Origin of the sequence: Hyunsoonleella sp. 2307UL5-6, assembly GCF_047345485.1 — a bacterium.
Lineage (GTDB): Bacteria > Bacteroidota > Bacteroidia > Flavobacteriales > Flavobacteriaceae > Jejuia.
Window position 1 is genome coordinate 477,485 of sequence record NZ_JBLFEN010000001.1, and the last position, 21,617, is coordinate 499,101.

Genomic DNA, 21,617 nt, shown 5'->3' on the forward strand with positions numbered 1-21,617 from the left:
ATTTCAAATTTATTTAAATACAAAACAAACACCTGTAAATCAATTTATTACTAAATATGCAGATGTTCTTCTATACTCTTAAATTCAATAGTTGTGCCAACTAGAAAATTATTTATTTAAATCTTTCCCATTTTCTGCAACACAAAAAGTATTACAATAGGAATAGCTAGAAGCAACACAAAAAGAAGACTTGTTTGAAATAAAGAAGGCGATAGCAAAAGTGTAAATAAATAACCACCTACTGCACCACCAAAATGCGCATCATGACCAATATTGCCAATACGTTTTTTCATACCATAAATAGAATACAACAAATAGCCAATACCAAAAGCAAAACCTGGTATAAAAAAATTAATTTTCATCATGGGTTCGAATAGAATAGCAGAATATATGATTCCCATTACAGCGCCACTAGCACCAACAGCACTATAATGATATTCATCTTTATGAAAATAATAGGATAAAAAATTACCAACTAGTAAACTCCCAATATAAACAGTTAAAAAGCCAATACTACCAAGTTTTAAGATTACTAAACCAGAAAAGAAATAAAGTGTAACCATATTAAAAAGTAGGTGTTGCATGTCTACATGCAAAAAACCAGCGCTAAATAGTCTTATTCTTTCGCCCCGTTTTAAACCTCCAACATTAAATTTGTACTTCTCAAAAAAGCTAAAATCATTAAACCCTTTATAAGAAATCAATACATTTGCTGCTATAATAACAACTGTAATAATATCTAATTTGCCCATTGTGTAGTAAACATTTAAAATCTAATTAACATATATTTGCTCCTACAAATCTAAAACTAATAAATGCATTTTTTAGCTTATATACTACTTTATCCTTTATTATATCTAATTTCTATATTACCGTTTAGGATATTATACTTTGTTTCGGATGTTTTATATGTTTTAATATATCGCATTTTTGGCTATCGCAAAAAAGTAGTATATAGCAATTTAAACCTAGTGTTCCCTGATAAATCAGATAAAGAAATTAAACGTATTACTAAGGTGTTTTACCACCATTTGTGTGATATGATTGTAGAAGCCATAAAATCGCTTTCTATTTCTAAAAGTGAAATGCAAAAACGCTATAAATTTACTAATGTAGAAGTAGTACAAAATATAGAGGCACAGCATAAAAGTACTATTTTAATGTGTGCACATTATGGCAGTTGGGAATGGATTTTTATACTTCAAACCTACGTGAAATCTACTGGAACTGCGGTATATAAACCTTTAGCTAATAAGTATTTTGACAGACTAGTAAAACGTATTAGAGCTAAATACAACAGTTATTTGATTTCAACCAGAGAGATTATTCCAACCTTAATTAAACTAAAAAGAGATGGTATTATTTCTATTAATGGTTTTGTGTCCGACCAATCACCAAAACTAGATAAAGCCTACCATTGGCAAAATTTTATGGGTGTAAAAGTACCTGTACATACTGGCGCAGAAATGTTAGCCAAAAAACTAGATATGGCCGTTGTATTTTTTAAGGTTAAAAAAGTAAAACGTGGATTTTATGAAACTACGTTTGAAACTATAACACTAACACCAAAAGCATTTGAAGATTATCAAATTACAGATACGTTTTTAAAACTAGTTGAAAACCAAATACATGAAGCGCCAGAGTATTATTTATGGACCCATAAACGCTGGAAACATAAAGACAAAGCTCCTAAATAAATTTAGGAGGTTTTGTTTAATAAAATAATTTCTTGAAACGAACTATCCTCGAGGCAGAGTCATAGAGGTATTTCGATCGTTTCATTTTTGACTTTTTGGTCAAAAAACCGAAATTATGTTATTTAGATCCCGAAACAAGTTCGGGATGACAATTTCAACGGAAACCACGACGCAGAGTGTCGAGGAATTCTTTTCGATTAAATTATTAGTAATTAAAAAACTAGCTAGCTGCAATAGCACCTATTTCTTCAATAAACTTATCTGCTAAACCATCGGCTTCTTCCTGAGATTTTGCTTCGGTATAAATTCTAATTATTGGCTCTGTATTACTTTTACGTAGATGCGCCCAACTTTCAGAGAAATCTATTTTAACACCATCAATGGTAGTTAATTTTTCATTTTGGTAAAGCTCTTCCATGGTTTTTAAAATACCATCAACATCCAAATCTGGTGTTAATTGTATTTTCTTCTTACTCATAAAATAATTAGGATAGGTTTTTCGTAATTCACTTACTTTCATGCCTTTTTCAGCTAATAAACTCAAAAATAATGCAATCCCTACTAAGGCATCACGCCCATAGTGTATTTCAGGATAAATAATACCACCATTACCCTCACCACCAATAACTACATTGTTTTTCTTCATCAGTTTTACCACATTTACTTCGCCTACTGCTGAGGCTTCATAAGTGCCACCATGTTTCTCAGTTACATCACGTAATGCGCGTGTAGAACTCATATTGCTTACTGTGTTTCCTGGATTATGCCCCAATACATAATCTGCACATGCTACTAATGTATATTCTTCGCCAAACATATCACCGTTTTCATCCATAAACGCTAAACGATCTACATCAGGATCTACCACAATACCAAAATCTGCATTGTGCTTTTTAACAGCGTCAGACAAATCAGTTAAGTGTTCTTTTAAAGGTTCTGGGTTATGAGGAAAATGTCCGTTTGGCTCACAATACAGCTCAACAACATCAACACCTAAACGCTCTAATAATAAAGGAATAACTATACCTCCTGTAGAATTCACACCATCAACTACTACTTTAAAACGTTCTGCCTCTATAGCTTTAACATTTACCAGCGGCAAATCTAAAACCTCAATAATATGTAAATCGAAGTAGGCTTTATTTTTGGTAATCTTTCCTAAGCTATCTACATCGGCAAACTCTATAGTATTTCCTTCAGCTAATTCTAAAATCTTAGCACCTTCATCAGCATCTAAAAACTCACCTTTTTCGTTTAAAAGTTTAAGCGCATTCCATTGTTTCGGGTTATGGCTAGCTGTTAAAATAATACCCCCATCGGCATGTTCCATAGGTACTGCAACCTCTACGGTAGGTGTTGTAGATAATCCTAAATCAATAACATGAATACCTTGCCCTACTAAGGTTTGCATAACTAAACTCTGAATCATCTTTCCAGAAATTCTAGCATCTCTACCAACTACAACTTTGTAATTTTCTTTTTTGCGGTGTTGCTTTAACCAAGCACCATAAGCAGCCGCAAATTTAACAGCATCAATTGGTGTAAGGTTTTCGCCTACAGTACCACCAATGGTACCTCTAATTCCTGAAATAGATTTTATAAGTGTCATACTATAACATATTAAATTTAAAACGCAAATATACAGTTTCAAAATTGTATTTGTTATCCTCTTATTTGTAAATTACCACAATGAACTATTTAGCGCATATTTATCTATCGGGTAACAATCATTTAGTAACTATAGGAAACTTTATAGCTGATGGTGTTAAAGGCAAACAGTATAAAATTTACGATAGAGACATCCAAATTGGGATACTCCTACATCGCCATATTGATACTTATACCGATGCACATAAAACCGTAAGATTAAGTACGAAACGATTGCATAAAAAATATGGGCACTTTTCTGGTATTATTGTAGATATTTTATACGATCATTTTTTAGCAAAAAATTGGAATACTTACAGTAATATACCATTAGAGAATTATGTTGATGATTTTTACAAGTCTTTAAAAGACAACTATGAAGTATTACCAACTCGCATACAAAAAATGATGCCATATATGATTACAGACAATTGGCTTTTAAACTACGCTTCTATTGAAGGTATAGCAAAGGTATTGTATGGTATGAACAAAAGAACTAAAAACATATCTGGCATGGACAAAGCTGTAAAAGAGCTAGAAGAATTTTATAGTGAATTTGAAAAAGAGTTTACTAGTTTTTTTGAAGAACTTACTTTATTTTCAAAAGAAAAAATCATTGAATTAAACCATACTGTACAATGAAACTATATTACACATTTTTAATGGTATTAATTTGTATTTGCTCTTGTAAAAACAAAAAAAATACTATAGATGATAATAGAGGTGTTACAGCAAAAAACGGTATGATAGTTTCAGCTAGAGCTGAGGCTTCTAAAATAGGTGTAGATATTTTAAAACTTGGCGGTAATGCCTTTGATGCTATGATAGCTACTGAATTAGCACTAGCCGTATCCTACCCTATGGCTGGCAATTTAGGTGGTGGCGGTTTTATGGTGTTTCGAAAAGCAAACGGAGATATTGGGTCTTTAGACTACAGAGAAAAAGCACCACTGGCAGCAACTAAAAACATGTTTTTAAACAAAAATGGTACTGTAATAAAAAACAAAAGTACTTTAGGAGCTATGTCTGTAGCTGTACCGGGAACTATAGCAGGTATTTTTGAAGTGCATAAAAAATTTGGAACACTACCAATAGAAACGCTGCTACAACCTGCTATAGACTTAGCAAAAAAGGGTGTTATTGTTACTACTAAGCAAGAACACCGCATAAAACGGCACCAACCACTTATTGATAGTGTAAACACAGAACAGATAGTTTTTGATAAAAACTGGAAGGCTGGTGATTATATCATACAAAATGCCCTAGCCGAAACTTTAATAAAAATTTAAAAAAACGGAAAAGATGAATTTTACAAAGGAGACACAGCAAAAAAAATAGCAAGTTTCATTCAAAAAAATGGAGGTATTATTACTGAAGAAGATTTAAGAATGTACAAACCAAAATGGAGAAAACCCATCACTTTTAATTATGATGATTTAAAAATTATATCTATGGGGCCACCATCTAGCGGAGGTATATGCTTAGGGCAAATTATGACCATGATTGCACCTTTTCATCTAGATACTTACGGGCATAATACTTTAAAAACCATACAGATAATAACTGAAGCTGAAAAACGCGCCTATGCAGATAGGAGTTTTTATTTGGGTGATCCTGATTTTGTAAAAATACCCACTAGTATTCTTTTAAACATATCGTATTTAAATGGAAGAATGCGAAATTTTTCTTTTGAAAAAGCAACAGATTCTAAAACGTTATCGCATGGTAATATAGAAATTAATGAAAGTATGGAAACCACTCATTATTCCATTATTGATCAATTTGGAAATGCTGTTGCCGTAACAACTACTTTAAATGGTGCTTATGGCTCAAAATTATATGCTCAAGAATTAGGGTTCTTTTTTAATAACCAAATGGATGATTTTAGTAGTAAACCAGGAATACCTAACATGTTTGGTTTAACTGGTGGCGCTGCAAATAGTATTGCTCCAGAAAAACGCATGTTAAGTTCTATGACACCAACAATTATAGAAAAAAACGGAGCATTATTTATGGTTATTGGTACACCAGGAGGCTCAACAATTATAACATCGGTTTTACAAACTATTTTAAATGTTCATGAGTTTAAAATGACTATGCAAGACGCCGTAAATGCACCAAGATTTCATCACCAATGGCTTCCAGAACCTATATTTATGGAACCAAATGCATTTGATGACCCCTTAATAAATAAGCTGAAGAAATTAGGATACACAGTTGCTATACGAGAATCTAAAATAATAGGCAAGGTCGATGCAATACTCGTTTTAGAGGATAACACGTTAGAGGGTGGTGCAGATTATCGAGGAGATGATACAGCCATCGGTTTTTGATATTTATATTTCTGTAAATCAATGACATTTGGTAATTTAGAGGCTTAAACTTAGCCCTAAAATGAAACTAAAAAAACCATTAAAAATTAGTCTTGGTGTTATTACCTTTATAACACTTCCAAGCCTTCTCTTTTTTGGTTTCCTATATTTTAAACATCATCAAGACTTACCGCTTGGAACAGAAGGTAAACCTGCCGACGATTTAGCCACAAAAATGCTTTTAGCTTTAAACTATGAGGCATATACTAGTACAGATTACATAGAATGGACGTTTAAAAATAGGCGGCATTACGAGTGGGATAAAACTAAAAATATTTGTGAGGTATTTTGGAAGGAATATAAAATTAGATTAGACTTAAAAGAGCATTCTCAAAGTAAAGCTTTTGTACACGGGTTTACTATTGAAGGTGATATGGGTAAGGAATTGGTTGAAGAAGCTAAAGATTATTTTAATAATGATATATTTTGGCTAATAGCACCGTTTCAAGTATTTGATGTTGGTGTAACCAGAAAACTAGTTACGCTACCTAATACTAAAAAAGGATTACTGGTAACATATAATAATAACGCTTCGTATTTATGGCATTTTAGTGATACGGGCATGCCAAAAAGCTTTAACATGTGGGATTCTAACACACCAATAGACGGTTTAGAAGCCTCTTGGAACGATTGGCAAATAACTGAAACTGGTGTAAAACTACCTACCTTTCACAAAATACTCTTTTTTAGCTCAGAAATATCTGATGTAAAAACAGATTAACTACTCCTGGTTTTTAACGCTTTTATAACATCAACCCTACTTCATTTTTAACCTCAAAAAACGTAACTTCGCAACTTTGCGTTGCTATGACTGAATTTGAAGAAAAAATTGAAGTAAAAGGTGCCCGTGTGCACAATTTAAAAAATATTGATGTTTCTATACCTAGAGAAAAACTAGTTGTTATTACTGGATTATCTGGTAGTGGAAAATCCTCTTTAGCATTTGATACTATTTATGCTGAAGGACAACGTCGTTACATAGAAACATTTTCTGCTTATGCACGTCAGTTCCTAGGTGGTTTAGAACGCCCTGATGTTGACAAAATCGATGGTTTATCGCCCGTTATCGCCATAGAACAAAAAACAACAAGTAAATCTCCTCGCTCTACAGTAGGTACAATTACTGAGATTTATGATTTTTTGCGCTTATTGTATGCGCGCGCTAGTGATGCTTACAGTTACAACACGGGTGACAAAATGGTGAGTTATAGTGATGACCAAATTAAAACGCTAATTTTAAAAGATTTTAAAGGCAAACGTATCAACATTCTAGCACCAGTAGTGCGCTCTAGAAAAGGACATTATCGCGAACTATTTGAGCAAATAGCAAAACAAGGATTTGTAAAAGTAAGAGCAGATGGAGAAATTAAGGATTTAGTTAAAGGCATGAAGCTAGATCGTTATAAAACCCACGACATTGAAATTGTAATAGACCGTTTAGTTGTAAATGACGATATTGATAACGATAAGAGACTTTCAGAAAGCATAAACACAGCCATGTATCACGGTGATGATGTGTTGATGATAATAGACCAAGATACACAAAAGGCGCGCTTTTTTAGTAGAAATTTAATGTGTCCCTCTTCTGGGATATCTTACCCTAATCCAGAACCAAATAATTTTTCATTTAATTCACCCAAAGGTGCATGTGCTAATTGTAATGGTATTGGAGAGCTTTACCAGGTAAATGAAAATAAAATAATTCCAGATGATACGTTGTCCATTAAAAATGGCGCTTTAGCACCACACGGGCCAGAAAAGAAAAGCTGGATTTTCAAACAATTTGAAACCATAGCACAACGCTTTAACTTTAAGCTTACTGATGCTTATAAAGATATTCCTAAAGACGCAAAACAAGTTATTTTATATGGCGGTAGCGAAAAATTTTCTGTAGAAAGTAAAACACTGGGTGTTACACGCGATTATAAAATAGATTTTGAAGGTGTAGCCAATTTTATAGAAAACCAATATAAAACAGCCGACTCTAGATCTTTAAAACGTTGGGCTAAGGAATACATGGACAAAATTAAATGCCCTGTATGCGAAGGCGCACGCTTAAAAAAAGAATCATTGTACTTTAAAGTAAACGGTAAAAATATCGCAGAACTTGCAAATACTGATATTGTAGAATTGTCTGAATGGTTTAGTACGTTACACCAACACCTTTCTAAAACACAATTAAAAATTGCAGAGGAAATTCTAAAAGAAATAAAAACCCGTATACAATTTCTATTAGATGTTGGCTTAGATTATTTAGCACTTAACAGAAGTTCTAAAACACTGTCTGGGGGCGAAGCACAACGCATACGATTAGCAACTCAAATAGGCTCTCAATTAGTAGGTGTGCTTTATATATTAGACGAACCTAGTATTGGCTTACACCAACGCGATAACGAAAAACTCATCAATTCGTTAGTCTCCTTAAGAGACATTGGCAACTCTGTAATTGTTGTAGAACATGATAAAGATATGATAGAACGCGCCGATTACGTTATAGATATTGGCCCGAAAGCAGGGAAACATGGTGGAGAAATTATAAGTATAGGTAATCCTAAAGAATTAAAAACCCATAACACACTTACTGCAGATTATTTAAACGGTAAAAAAGAAATTGAAGTACCTAAAACGCGTAGAAAAGGCAATGGTAAGTTTTTAGAGTTAAAAGGCTGTACTGGTAATAATTTAAAAAATGTTTCCATAAAACTACCATTAGGAAAAATGATAGGTGTAACAGGTGTTTCTGGCAGCGGAAAATCTACTTTAATTAATGAAACCCTATACCCTATTTTAAACGCATACTACTTTAATGGTGTTAAAAAACCAATGCCCTACAAAAGCATTAAAGGCTTAGAGCATGTTGATAAAGTTATCGATATCAACCAATCACCTATAGGAAGAACACCTAGAAGTAACCCTGCAACATACACTAAAACGTTCGACGAGATTAGAAGTTTATTTGCTAAAGTGCCAGAAGCAATGATTCGGGGTTATAAAGCAGGCCGTTTTAGTTTTAATGTAGCTAATGGACGTTGCGAAACCTGTAAAGGCGGAGGCTTAAGAGTTATAGAAATGAACTTTTTACCTGATGTTTATGTTGAATGCGAAACTTGTCAAGGCAAACGCTTTAATAGAGAAACATTAGAAATTCGCTACAAAGGGAAAAATATTAGTGATGTGTTAAATATGACAATAAATGAAGCTGTTGGCTTTTTTGAACATATTCCTAAAATATTTAAAAAATTAAAAACAATTCAAGATGTTGGTTTAGGCTATATTACTTTAGGGCAACAAAGTACAACGCTTTCGGGCGGTGAAGCCCAACGTATCAAATTAGCTACAGAGTTAAGCAAGCGGGATACAGGTAATACGTTTTATATTTTAGACGAGCCTACTACTGGTTTACATTTTGAAGATATTAGAGTATTAATGCTGGTACTCAATAAATTAGCAGACAAAGGTAATACAGTACTGATTATTGAACACAATTTAGATGTTATAAAAACCGTTGACTATATTATAGATATAGGCTACGAAGGCGGTAAAGGCGGTGGAAATGTAGTTGCAAAAGGCACCCCAGAAGACATTATTAAAGACAAAAAAAGTTATACTGCTAAGTTTCTAAAAAAAGAATTACTTTAACGCGCTTATTTAGCACTATAAAAAGATAATACACATATAATGAGAAAAGAACAAAGACATAAAAGCTGGAATGAAATTAAAACTAACGACTCTTGGGCCATATTTAAAATTATGGGTGAGTTTGTTACCGGTTTTGAGAAAATGAGTAAAATAGGGCCATGTATATCCATTTTCGGGTCTGCAAGAACAAAACCAGGTGATGATTATTATGAATTGACTGTTAAGGTGGCTGAAAAAATAGTAGAATCTGGGTATGGTGTTATTACAGGTGGCGGCCCAGGTATTATGGAAGCTGGTAATAAAGGAGCGCATTTAGGTGGTGGTACGTCCGTAGGATTAAATATTGATTTGCCTTTTGAACAACACGATAATCCATATATAGATTCTGATAAAAGCTTAGATTTTGACTATTTCTTTGTCCGTAAAGTGATGTTCGTTAAATATTCTCAAGGTTTTGTAGTTATGCCAGGTGGTTTTGGTACGCTTGATGAGTTGTTTGAAGCAATGACGTTAATACAAACTAATAAAATTGAAAAATTTCCGATTATTCTTGTAGGGAAATCATTTTGGCAAGGACTAATAGATTGGATAAAATCTACCCTTTTAGAAAAAAATGGAAACATCAGTCCTAAAGACATGGATTTAATTCATATTGTTGATACTGAAGATGAGGTTATATCAATTCTAGATAATTTTCACCAAAAATCAAGATTTACACCTAACTTCTAAATAAACTACGTACATCTAATAATTAAGGCATGATTAATATGTTTTACTATATTATCACGCTTTTAATAAATCTTAAAAAAATTATTGTTTAATTTGAAGCTCCAATTTTTAACTTACTTATTTATAGTAGCCTACTGTTTTAGTAGTTTTGGTCAAAATAGTATTAGCATCAAAGCAGATGTTAATGTTGACAAGAAACTAATAGCTATAGACCAGGTTATCAGTTATACAAATACTTCAAAAGACACCCTAAATTCTATATATCTTAACGATTGGAGTAATAGTTTTTCTTCAAAGAAAAGTGATTTAGCAATACGACTAGCCGATGAATATATAAATAGATTTCACTTAGCAAAAGACGAAGTTCGTGGCTATTCAAAAATAAATGCTATACTTCAAGATGCCGACAGTTTAACATTTAATCGTTTAGAAAATAAAGTAGATGTTATTAAGGTTAGATTACCTAAACCTTTAGCTCCAAATGTCTCCTACACTATTCAACTTAAATACGTTGTTAAAATTCCTAGTGACCAATTTACAGGCTACGGATATACTAAAGACAATGATTTAAATTTAAGGTATTGGTACATTACCCCAGCAATATATAATTCTGAATGGCAGTATTTTAGCAACAAAAACTTAAACGATTTATTTATACCCAAATCAGATATAAATATAGAACTAAGTTATCCTGAAAATTATGAACTAGTTTCAGAATTAAATACTAAAACCACAACACAACATACTGCCAAAACTACTACAGTTTTAAGCGGTAAAAATAGGGTAAGCACTAAATTATATTTAAGTAAAAACTCAAAATTTAAATCCATTAAAAATGATGAGATTGAGCTCGTTTCAGATCTATATGACAATGATTTAGAAGTAGTAGATAAAGTAATGGTTAACGATAAGGTTATGACTTATATAACCCAACAATTAGGTTCGTATCCACACGATAAATTGTTACTTACTGAAATTGATAATGCAAACGATCCCGTTTATGGCTTATCTTCATTACCAAAATTTTTACAACCTTTTTCAAATACTTTTGAGTATGAGCTGCGGTTATTAAAAGTAGCATTACATAATTATTTAGAAAACACATTACTTGTAAACCCTAGAAAAGACCATTGGTTATTAGATGGTGTTCAAATATATTACTTAATGAAATATATTGAAACCTATTATCCAGACATGAAGTTTTTAGGGAAATTAGCAAACTTTTGGGGTGTAAGATCATTTCATGCTGCAGATCTACTTTACAATGAAAAGTATACGCTAGGATTTATGAATATGGCCAGAACCAACAGAGATCAGCCACTTACAATGCAAAAAGATTCGCTGTTAAAATTCAACAGTAATGTTGCAAATAAGTATAAGGCGGGACTAGGTTTAAAATATTTAGATGACTTTATTAATAATGACGTTTTAGAACATGCTATAAAGCCCTTTTTAAAGGAAAATAGATTACAACAAACATCCTCTAACGCATTTGAAAACTACTTAAAATCAAAGACAGATAAAAATATCGATTGGTTTTTTGAAGATTATTTAAAAACTAGAACAAAAATAGATTTTAAAATAAAAAAAGTTGTAAAAACGGAGGACTCCATCACTGTAACAATCAAAAACAAGAGGCAAAATAACATGCCTATAGCATTGTATACTTTAAACAACGACAGTATTGTTTCAAAATACTGGGTAGAAAATATTGGAGAACAAAAAACTATTACAGTTCCAAAAAATGATGCTAATAAACTTGTTTTAAACTACAATAAAGTAGCGCCAGAAATTAATTTAAGAGATAACTGGAAATCATTAAAAGGATTTTTCTTTAATAACAAGCCGCTACAATTTAGGCTATTTCAAGATGTTGAAGACCCTTATTACAATCAAGTATTTTTTATGCCTATTGTAGAATTTAATAATATATATGATGGTCTTAATTTAGGCGCAAAAGTATATAATGGCACTTTATTGCGTAGAAATTTGAAATACAAAATACAACCACAATATTCATTAGGTTCAAAATCATTAACAGGCGGTGCTTCGGTTGCTAAAACACATTTTTTTGAAAACAGAAACTTATTTGCATTAACCTACGGTGCAAGTTATACCTATAGAAGTTATGCCGAGGACTTATTTGTAAGACGCATAATACCTTCTATCTCTTTTTCATTTAGAGAAGATGACGATTTTAGATCAAATAAAAGAAGACTGTTACGCCTTAGGTTTTTAGATTTTAATCAAGATAGAGACCCTACAAATCCAAATAGTAGTGATGAGCCAAACTATAGCATATTTAATGCACGTTATTTACATTCTAACGATAATTTAATAAACTTTAGTAAGTGGTACGCAGATTTTCAGGTATCTAAAACCTTTAGTAAAGTGTCGTTTAACTATGAGTTTAGAAAACTATTTCCGAGTAACAGACAATTAAATGTGAGGTTCTTTTCGGGACTTTTCTTAGATAATAGTAATGATATCAATTCTATTTTTTTCAGTTTTGCGTTAGACAGACCTACAGATTATTTATTTGAATACAATTACCTTGGACGTTCTGAAGATTCAGGAATATTTAGACAACAATTCATAGAAGCCGAAGGTGGTTTTAAATCTCAATTAGAGGTTCCTTTCGCCAACCAATGGATTGCTACAACCAACGTAAGCACAACATTATGGAAATATATTTTGGGGTACGGAGATTTTGGTTTTGTAAAAAACAAGTTTAATGCGCCAAAGTTTGTTTATGACTCTGGTGTGCGTGTTAATTTAGTTACCGATTATTTTGAATTATACTTTCCAATATATTCTAACCTGGGTTGGGAAATAGCACAACCGAATTATGATCAAAAAATAAGATTTAAATTTACGGTAGATCCAGAATCACTTTTAGGATTATTTAGAAGACGCTGGTATTAAATTATTCTTATTATTTACACTAATTCGGTGATAATATTATAAAATTCATACTGTTTTTCAAAATTAATTATATTTTTAACGTGGTTTTATGATGAGTTATCATTGCATAAACCATCTCTTTTTAGTAGTTTTGCATGCGCTTATAACCCTATTAGCATGCAACCACTCACAGAATTGAAAAACGACATATCATTTGACGATTTTAAAGCAGAAGTTTTAAACGACTATAAAATGGCTGTTAAAAGTCGTGAATGTAGTGTTTTGGGGCGTCGTGAAGTACTTACAGGCAAAGCTAAATTCGGTATTTTTGGTGATGGTAAAGAAGTGCCACAACTAGCTATGGCAAAAGCATTTCGTGTTGGAGATTGGCGTTCGGGGTATTATCGCGATCAAACTTTTATGATGGCTATAGGTGCTTTAACCGTAGAACAATTTTTTGCAGGTTTGTATGCAAATACCAATCTAGAACTAGAGCCTATGTCTGCTGGTCGCCAAATGGGTGGCCATTTTGTAACCCATAGTCTTGATGAAAACGGAAATTGGAAAAATCTTGTAAACCAATATAATTCTAGCGCAGATATTTCGCCAACAGCAGGACAAATGCCGCGTTTATTAGGATTAGCGCAAGCTTCTAAAGTTTACAAACAACTAAAAGATATAAATTCTACTAAATTTTCAGAAGACGGAAACGAAGTCGCTTGGGGTACTATTGGAAACGCAAGTACTAGCGAAGGCTTGTTTTTTGAAACTATTAATGCTGCTGGGGTATTACAAGTACCAATGGTTATTAGTATTTGGGATGATGAATATGGTATTTCTGTACATGCTAAACATCAAACTACGAAGGAAAATATTTCAGAAATTTTAAAAGGGTTTCAAAGAGATAAAGACCATAAAGGTTTTGAAATTTTACGTGTTAAAGGTTGGGATTACGCTAATTTAATTGAAACCTACCAAGAAGCTAGCGCCATAGCTAGAGAAGAACATGTTCCCGTTTTAATACATGTTACAGAATTAACACAACCTCAAGGTCACTCTACTTCAGGATCTCATGAACGTTATAAAAGCGGGGAACGTTTAAATTGGGAAGCAGAACGCGATTGCAACAAAGTACTACGCGAATGGATTATAGAAAGTGGTATTGCAACCAATGAGACTTTGACAGATATTGAACGTATTATAAAACGCGAAGTAAAACAAAGTAAAACCAAAGCGTGGAACACATTTATGAGTCCTATTAAAAAGGAACAAAACGAAATGGTTTCCCTATTGGATAAATTATCCAAATCTAGCGCAAACGGTGTTTTTATTTCTAAATTAAAAGATACGCTTTCTTCTATAAGCGAGCCAACACGCAAAGATATATTGTCAAACGGAAGAAAAGCTTTAAGATATTCTATAACTGAAGATACAGAAGAGGTTACAAAACTTAAAAATTTTGTAAATAACAGCTTCAATAAAATTCAACCTAAATTTAGTTCTCATTTATATTCTGAAACAGACAAATCTGCAATGCACGTTACAGAAGTGAAACCAGTATTTGATGACACTTCTGAATTGGTTGATGGTAGAATAATTATTCGTGATAATTTTGATGCCATTTTTAGTAAATATCCTCAAACTTTAGTTTTTGGAGAAGATACTGGCAACATAGGAGATGTAAATCAAGGTTTGGAAGGTTTACAAGAAAAATATGGCGAGTTACGTGTTGCTGATACTGGTATAAGAGAAGCTACAATTATCGGTCAAGGCATTGGTATGGCATTAAGGGGTTTAAGACCTATTGCCGAAATTCAGTACTTAGACTATATGTTGTATGCGTTAAATGTAATAAGTGACGATTTAGCTTCCCTACATTATAGAACAAAAGGGAGACAAAAAGCACCATTGATTATTAGAACTCGTGGTCACAGGCTTGAAGGTATATGGCACTCTGGTTCTCAAATGGGTGGTCTATTAAATTTGATGCGAGGTGTTTTGGTTTTAGTACCTAGAAATATGACCAAAGCTGCTGGCTTTTATAATACACTATTAGAAGGAGATGATCCTGCACTAGTTGTTGAATGCCTTAATGGTTATCGCTTAAAGGAAAGACGTCCAAATAACATAGGTAATTTAAAAACACCAATTGGAGTTGTTGAAACTATCAGAGAAGGCAGTGATATTACCATAGTATCCTACGGCTCAACATTACGATTAGTAGAACAAGCTTCAAAAGAATTACTTGCTGTTGGCATTGATGTTGAAATAATTGATGTGCAATCCTTAGTACCTTTCGATATTCATAAAGATATTGTAAAGAGTATAGCCAAAACTAATCGCTTAATGGTTATAGACGAAGATGTACCAGGTGGAGCCTCAGCTTATATTTTAGATAATATTTTAAATAAGCAAGATGCTTTTCAATATTTAGATAGCACACCTAAAACATTATCAGCTATGGCCCATAGGCCTGCTTATGGTAACGATGGTGATTATTTCTCAAAACCTTCGACTGAAGATATATTTGAAGCTATTTATGATGTAATGCATGAATTGAGTCCTTCAGATTTTCCAAAGTTTAGATAACAATTCCTTACCTAAAAAGCTTCGATAATTTGCAACTATTTTAAAATTAAAATAATAGTCTAAAGCTGTTATAGAGATATTTTACTTTTGAGTTTTTAAATTACAACTTTAATTTAGTTTAGTACTAAAAACAACTACTCAATAAACCTCTAATCTAGTTTTAATGCTATAAATTTATTTATACAATTACTGTAGCACATCCTCAGTGTTATCTTAAAAATTACAACATAATTTCAATTCTGCTTCTTACAAAAAATGAAGTTATAATCTTATAGCGGTTTAAAAAAATAGAAAAACTACACATATTTTGATATTTGACTATAGTGGTTTTCAATAAAAATCCATAAATAAAGTATTTTAATCCATAAATGATAACAGATATATAAACAAATTTGTGAAAGGCGTTTTATTCGAATTTGTTATTTGCTTTTTGTAAGAACACTTAAAATTTAATCTTTTTTAGTATTTAATACATTTTTATAGCCTTATTTCAATAACTAAACCAAACTAATATAATAATGACCAATATTAATCAAATTTATTACCTCCTAGTAGAAGTATAAACCTAACTACATTCAATTTTTACAGTATTTATATATTATTTCTAAATAGTTAGAACAGACTTTTTGTAATCTAAAACGACTCTTCTACCTTTTTTTTAAGAAACTTTAAATTGGTGTTTTTTATTATACCAATCAATTATTTTAATCTAAACTAAATTATTATGAGAAAATCAAAATCGATTATTTTGGCTATGTCAGTCTTAGCCCTTTTCAGTTGTCAAACTGAAGATTTAACCATTGACGAAAACACTAGTGTCGTCAATATTTCGGATACTGAAGAACATGCTTGGAAAAACTACAAAGTAGATCCAACATCACCGAAGAATGCACAACCAACAATTAAAAAGGGCGAATTCGTGTCTAAAGAAGGTAAAACAGCAGCACAATGGAATTTCTTATGGTCTGACGAATTTAGTGGTAGCAACTATTCTAATCCAAGTTCAAACTATTGGACAGAACAATACACGCCTTGGGGTAACAATGGAAGTGGCACAAGAGGTTTAAATGGACGCGATTTGAATATTAAATGGTGGGGATGGCGCCCAGAGCAAACCTTCTTGTATGGTGGAGCACTAATATTACAATCTGAAAAAACAGCTAATAATATATTAGTTTGTGGCTCTGCAAATACCGCTGGCAAAATATCTATTAAATATGGTTGGTTAGAGGCTAGTATATCTGCTCAAAACCCAGCCTATGGATCGCACACAGCATTTTGGTTACAAAGCCCTAATCAAATTTCTGGCGCTGGTGGAGGAAACAACACTGCATCTGATGGTGCTGAAATAGATATATTTGAATCTGTTTATGTTAATACTAGAGTACAATCTGTAGTACATTATGATGGTTATGGATCTAATGCTGATCGCAAAACTCTATATTGGTTTGCAGAAGGACAAGATGGTGCTACATATCGTAAGTATGCTTTACACTGGTGGGCTTCTGGAATGGACGTGTATTACGAAGGCACTCTAAAGGCACAGTTTAGAGGAAACCATGTATCTAATACTTATGAATACCTTTGGTTATCAAACGGTGCTGCTTTTGATAGAAATCATCCTAATAGTGGTGCAAATGGATTTACCAGCAGACCTGTTGGATCTAGACATTGGTCGTGGGTTGACTATGTTAGAGTATGGCAATATTATTAAAATAATAAAACCTTAATCAAATAAATAAAGAGGATTACTTGAAAGTAATCCTCTTTAATATATATTAGATTAAAAAATTAAAGTTAATTTATATCCAACTTATACGTTAAACGTTTCTAACCTAACATAAACTAAATGAAATCTAAATTTTACCTATTATCATTTATTATTTTAATTTTTCATACTGCTTGTAAAGACACACCAGGTAAGCCAATTCCCTTAGAAGAAAATGCATTTAATAATGCAACAGATACATTGGTAGATGATTACAAAAGGCGGCATAACTATACGTTATCTCAAATTAAACAAAAAAGCGATAGCCTTATCGAGGCAAAAAGCGAACAAATAAAACTACAGCTACAAAAAAGAGATTTTAAAGTTTTGTACAAAAATGCAGACAGCAGCTTAACAAGTGCAATATTAGAATCTGATATTAAAAATCATTTTGATTTTGTCGAAAAGTTTTATGGTAAAATAAAAACGATAAAAGATTATGGTAGTATAATGACTGCAGAATATAGAACTAATGATTATACGGCTACTTTGATAGATGGAGATAGTTTAAGGTTAAGAGCTATTTTAGCTTTAGATATAGACGATGCAAAACTATCATATTTATCTTTTTTACCTTATGAAAATAAGGGTAATCAGGAAAAATTTAGAATTATTAATGATATAATGAATCATATAATACATAAAGATATTGATGAAATCTACACAAAAACAAATACGTTTTTTAAAGAACAATTAAATAAAGATCAACTTAAATCTCACATCAATAAATATGTAACTAATGAAGATAGTTTTAAAATTCAATCTAACCAACCCTTAATTTTTACACATAATAAAATTGGCTTAGTATCAAATGTTGATTTGTATAAGGATACAATACCAACATATAAAGTTAAAATTGCTATGGTTTACGAATCTGAGGAATTAAAATTAGAAGATATTCAGTTTAAATCTATAAGATAAATTAGATTTTATCCAAAAGAGATAATTATAAATAACATTATTTAAAATAATATAACGGTTTATGAAAATCACTTATACATTTTATATACCTATTTAACTTGCGGTTTAAATCGATTTTGCAAACACATTTTTACTTACTACTTTTATCTTTTTAATTTAAATAGATGAAAGCCGTTAATCTTCCTGAAATAAAAAAAGAATTAAATACGCTTTCAAGCACCGAGTTACAACAACTGTGTCTTCGCTTAGCGCGTTTTAAAAAGGAAAACAAAGAACTTTTAACATATTTACTATTTGAGTCTCATGACGAAGGTGGCTACATTAGTGTAGTAAAAGGTTTTATTGATGAAGAATTTAATTTGATAAATACCAACAACTTTTATTATATAAAAAAGAGTATTCGTAAAATATTAAGAAATGTAAAAAAGTTTATCCGCTATTCTCAACAAAAGGAAACTGAGGTAGAACTCCTCCTCTATTTTTGTGAAAAACTAAAAGAATTTACACCTAGTATTCATGGAAGTATACAATTGGTTAATATGTACAATAGGCAACTACTATTAGCAAAAAAAACAATAGCTAAATTACACGAAGATTTACAGTACGACTATAATTTAATGTTAGAAGAGCTAGAATAGAACATTAAACCGCTAGGTTTTAAAACAACTTAAGTTTCTCTTACATTAAAATTTCATAGATTAAAAGCAATATTCGCTAGTTATCAATGAATAAAAATATACTGTTAAACAAAAACTAAAACCAACACCCGCACTAGTTTCTTTAATTATATTTGGCGCTTAATAACCTTTAGTTATGCAAAAACACATACGTTTTGTGCTTATAGCACTATTCTCGCTATCTATTACCCAAGCACAAAAACCAAAAACACCCTCATCATCAGAAATTTACGAATCTATTCAAAAGTTAAACTTTTTGGGTTCTGTCCTATACGTAGCTGCACACCCAGATGATGAAAATACACGTTTAATTGCCTATATGGCTAACCAAGTAAAAGCACGCACTGCATATTTATCATTAACACGTGGTGATGGTGGACAAAACCTTATAGGTCCAGAAATTAGAGAACTACTAGGCGTAATACGTACACAAGAACTTTTAGCAGCAAGACGTATTGATGGCGGGGAACAACTATTTACAAGAGCAAATGATTTTGGATACTCCAAACACCCCGATGAAACTTTAGAAATTTGGGATAAAAATCAAGTATTAAGCGATGTTGTATTGGCTATAAGGCAGTTTAAACCAGATATTATAATCAATAGATTTGACCACAGAACACCTGGCACTACACACGGCCACCATACGACATCTGCAATGTTGAGTATGGAAGCTTTTGATCTAGCAAATGATAACTCTGCATATCCTAATCAACTAAAACAAACTAGCACATGGAAACCAAAACGTTTATTTTATAATACAAGTTGGTGGCGTTATGGTAGTAAAGAAGCCTTTGATAAAATAGATAAAAGTAATATGCTAAATTTTGATATTGGCACCTACTACCCTGTAAAAGGAATGTCTAATAATGAACTGGCATCTTTGGCAAGTAGTCAACATTTATGTCAAGGTTTTGGGCGTGTTTCTACGCGTGGATCGCAAACTGAATATATAGAATTTTTAAAAGGAGCCCCATTAGAAAATAATGCACACATATTTGCTGGTATCGATACCTCATGGAATCGCGTTAAAGGTGGAAAAGCTATTGGTGATATATTAAATAATGTTGAAAAAGAATTCAATTTTCAAAATCCTTCGGTTCATGTTTCAGAGTTATTAAAAGCTTATCAATTACTTCAAAATATTGACAATGAGCATTGGAAAACTCAAAAATCAAAAGAATTAAAAGCTATTATTGAAATGTGTGCTGGTTTATATTTAGAAGCTTCTGCAGAAACTAACTGGACCACTGCTGGAGATATGGTAAACTTAAATTTAGAGGTTTTAAATAGAAGTAAAACACCCATAACGCTTATAAGCATTGGTAATATAAGTAGTACTAGTATTTCAAAAAATATAAATCTTGATAGTAATACCCGATTCAGATTTAAAGAAGTCTTAAAAATCAATACTAACGCTACACTTACTACACCGTATTGGTTAGATAAAAAAGGAACCTTAGGCATGTATCAAGTAGATGACAAAAGTCTTATTGGAAAACCAGAAACACCTAGAGTTTACAATGTAGATTTTAATGTTTTAATTGAAAACACACCCATCACTTTCACTAAATCAGTAATTCAGCGTTTTTCTAAACCTGATAAAGGTGAATTGTATCGTCCGTTTGAGGTAGTTCCGGAAGCATCAGCTAAGATAAAAGAAAAAGTTATTATTTTTAATGATAACCAACAACAAGATATAACGGTAATTGTAAAAGCAGGTCGCGATAATTTAGAAGGTAATGTAGAAATAAAGCACCCAAATAACTGGAATGTGTATCCTAAAAAACAAAAAATAGCCATTACACATAAGGGAGAAACACAAACGCTTATTTTTACTGTAATACCACCAAGCACTAAAAGTGAAGGCCTTATTAATCCAATAATACATATTGAAGGAAAAGAATATTCAAAAGAACTTATAGGAATAGATTACGAACATATCCCTTTTCAAACTGTAGTATTACCTAGCGAAAGTAAAGTAGTTCGCTTAGATATTAAGAAAAGAGGCGAAAACATTGGCTATATTCAAGGTGCAGGTGATGTTGTTCCTGAAAGTTTAGAGCAAATAGGTTACAACGTTCGTATAATAACACCAAATGATATTACTCCAGAAACCCTAAGTGCTTTTGATGCAGTAGTTGTTGGTATAAGAGCTTACAACACCCTAGAGGATTTACAATTTAAACAACAACAATTGTTTGATTTTGTAGCCAATGGTGGTAATATGATTGTGCAATACAATACATCGTATAGATTAAAAATAGATAATTTGGCACCTTACGACTTAACACTATCTAGAGATCGTGTAACAGATGAAAATGCTGATGTACGCTTTTTAAAACCAGAACACGAGGTGTTAAATTTCCCAAATAAAATTACACAAAACGATTTTAAAGGATGGACGCAAGAACGTGGACTATATTTTGCAAATAGTTGGGGTAATGAATTTACTCCAATACTATCCATGAATGATAAAGGCGAAACAGCCAAAGATGGTAGTTTACTTATTGCAAAACACGGTAACGGTTATTACATATATACCGGTTTGAGCTTTTTTAGAGAATTTCCTGCTGGCGTTTCTGGTGCTTATCGTCTATTTGCTAATATGCTATCTCTAGGAAAAGATGAAATAAAAGCATCCTTAAAACTTAAAGATTGATTATGGAAGAAG

The 21,617-nt window shown here is 32.0% G+C and carries 13 protein-coding genes and 1 pseudogene; 12 read left to right on the forward strand and 2 right to left on the reverse strand.

All coding sequences use genetic code 11. From position 1 onward, the window contains the following. Positions 1-116 precede the first annotated feature (116 nt). Entirely contained in the window at positions 117-752 is a 636-nt protein-coding gene (locus ACKGJY_RS02085; protein ID WP_413972185.1) for a rhomboid family intramembrane serine protease, read from the reverse strand. 63 nt (positions 753-815) lie between these two features. On the opposite strand from ACKGJY_RS02085, the gene ACKGJY_RS02090 reads away from it, so the two are divergent. Beyond that, a complete protein-coding gene (locus ACKGJY_RS02090; RefSeq protein ID WP_413972186.1) occupies positions 816-1,697 on the forward strand; it encodes a lysophospholipid acyltransferase family protein in 882 nt (293 codons plus the stop codon). A gap of 220 nt (positions 1,698-1,917) precedes the next feature. On the opposite strand, the gene glmM is transcribed toward ACKGJY_RS02090, so the two are convergent. Next, positions 1,918-3,306: a phosphoglucosamine mutase gene (gene glmM / locus ACKGJY_RS02095; protein ID WP_413972187.1), complete on the reverse strand. Its 1,389-nt coding sequence runs from the start codon at positions 3,304-3,306 to the stop codon at positions 1,918-1,920. Between the two features lie 80 nt (positions 3,307-3,386). On the opposite strand from glmM, the gene ACKGJY_RS02100 reads away from it, so the two are divergent. The 11 genes and pseudogenes from ACKGJY_RS02100 to ACKGJY_RS02150 all read left to right on the forward strand — a co-directional run bounded on the left by ACKGJY_RS02100 (position 3,387) and on the right by ACKGJY_RS02150 (position 21,605). Next, entirely contained in the window at positions 3,387-3,986 is a 600-nt protein-coding gene (locus ACKGJY_RS02100) for an ACP phosphodiesterase (RefSeq protein ID WP_413972188.1), read from the forward strand. Beyond that, positions 3,983-5,677: pseudogene (gene ggt / locus ACKGJY_RS02105) on the forward strand (gamma-glutamyltransferase). The gene ACKGJY_RS02100 and the pseudogene ggt overlap by 4 nt, the downstream one beginning before the upstream one ends. 61 nt (positions 5,678-5,738) lie before the next feature. Beyond that, complete coding sequence (locus tag ACKGJY_RS02110; RefSeq protein WP_413972189.1) at positions 5,739-6,437, forward strand: hypothetical protein; 699 nt, start codon at positions 5,739-5,741, stop codon at positions 6,435-6,437. A gap of 86 nt (positions 6,438-6,523) precedes the next feature. Further along, positions 6,524-9,355: an excinuclease ABC subunit UvrA gene (gene uvrA, locus ACKGJY_RS02115; RefSeq protein ID WP_413972190.1), complete on the forward strand. Its 2,832-nt coding sequence runs from the start codon at positions 6,524-6,526 to the stop codon at positions 9,353-9,355. A gap of 39 nt (positions 9,356-9,394) precedes the next feature. Next, positions 9,395-10,084 (forward strand): TIGR00730 family Rossman fold protein, encoded by a 690-nt coding sequence (locus tag ACKGJY_RS02120; RefSeq protein ID WP_413972191.1) that lies wholly within the window; start codon positions 9,395-9,397, stop codon positions 10,082-10,084. Between the two features lie 93 nt (positions 10,085-10,177). Beyond that, entirely contained in the window at positions 10,178-13,009 is a 2,832-nt protein-coding gene (locus ACKGJY_RS02125; protein ID WP_413972192.1) for a metalloprotease, read from the forward strand. A gap of 156 nt (positions 13,010-13,165) precedes the next feature. Then, positions 13,166-15,577 carry a thiamine pyrophosphate-dependent enzyme gene (locus ACKGJY_RS02130; protein ID WP_413972193.1) on the forward strand — a complete coding sequence of 804 codons (2,412 nt, stop codon included), beginning with the start codon at positions 13,166-13,168 and terminating at the stop codon, positions 15,575-15,577. Between the two features lie 724 nt (positions 15,578-16,301). Continuing rightward, positions 16,302-17,291 carry a hypothetical protein gene (locus tag ACKGJY_RS02135; protein WP_413972194.1) on the forward strand — a complete coding sequence of 330 codons (990 nt, stop codon included), beginning with the start codon at positions 16,302-16,304 and terminating at the stop codon, positions 17,289-17,291. A gap of 135 nt (positions 17,292-17,426) precedes the next feature. After that, the gene (locus ACKGJY_RS02140) at positions 17,427-18,266 is read left to right on the forward strand and encodes a hypothetical protein (RefSeq protein WP_413972195.1); all 840 of its coding nucleotides are present in this window, start codon (positions 17,427-17,429) and stop codon (positions 18,264-18,266) included. Between the two features lie 164 nt (positions 18,267-18,430). Continuing rightward, complete coding sequence (locus tag ACKGJY_RS02145; protein ID WP_413972196.1) at positions 18,431-18,904, forward strand: hypothetical protein; 474 nt, start codon at positions 18,431-18,433, stop codon at positions 18,902-18,904. A gap of 175 nt (positions 18,905-19,079) precedes the next feature. After that, a complete protein-coding gene (locus ACKGJY_RS02150) occupies positions 19,080-21,605 on the forward strand; it encodes a PIG-L family deacetylase (RefSeq protein WP_413972197.1) in 2,526 nt (841 codons plus the stop codon). Positions 21,606-21,617: the final 12 nt, after the last annotated feature.